General features: G+C 54.8%; 4 tRNA genes. All 4 read left to right on the top strand.

The features are described 5' to 3' along the window. Positions 1-86 precede the first annotated feature (86 nt). Positions 87-163 (top strand) — tRNA-Ile (locus A6049_RS32330). A gap of 24 nt (positions 164-187) precedes the next feature. Then, positions 188-263 (top strand) — tRNA-Ala (locus A6049_RS32325). A 1-nt stretch (position 264) separates the two neighbouring features. Further along, positions 265-340, top strand: a tRNA-Asn gene (locus A6049_RS32320). Between the two features lie 4 nt (positions 341-344). After that, a tRNA-Ser gene (locus A6049_RS32315) sits at positions 345-436 on the top strand. The last annotated feature ends 51 nt before the right edge of the window (positions 437-487 follow it).

Genomic DNA, 487 nt, shown 5'->3' with positions numbered 1-487 from the left:
GGTCCTGGGAGAGTAGGACGCCGCCAAGCGAATTCCCTTTGGGGTATTTTTTTTGCCCCCCTCGTAAGGAAAAGGGAAATATATTGGGGCCCTTAGCTCAGTTGGTTAGAGCGCACCTCTGATAAGGGTGAGGCCGGTGGTTCGAGTCCACCAGGGCCCACCATTTAAGTTTTAAACCACAGTGTATGGGGCCATAGCTCAGCTGGGAGAGCGCCTGCCTTGCAAGCAGGAGGTCAGCGGTTCGATCCCGCTTGGCTCCACCATTCCCTGATAGCTCAGTTGGTAGAGCACTCGACTGTTAATCGAGTTGTCACAGGTTCGAGCCCTGTTCGGGGAGCCATTCAGGAGAGGTGTCCGAGTTGGTCGAAGGAGCACGATTGGAAATCGTGTAGGCGCCAAAAGCGTCTCGAGGGTTCGAATCCCTCTCTCTCCGCCAGATAGAATTTTGTTACTGTGGCCCGTTGGTCAAGGGGTTAAGACACCTCCC

The organism is Paenibacillus sp. O199, assembly GCF_001636635.1.
In the GTDB taxonomy this organism is placed as follows: Bacteria; Bacillota; Bacilli; order Paenibacillales; family Paenibacillaceae; genus Paenibacillus; species Paenibacillus marchantiae.
This window is presented reverse-complemented; position numbering and strand designations above follow the sequence as displayed.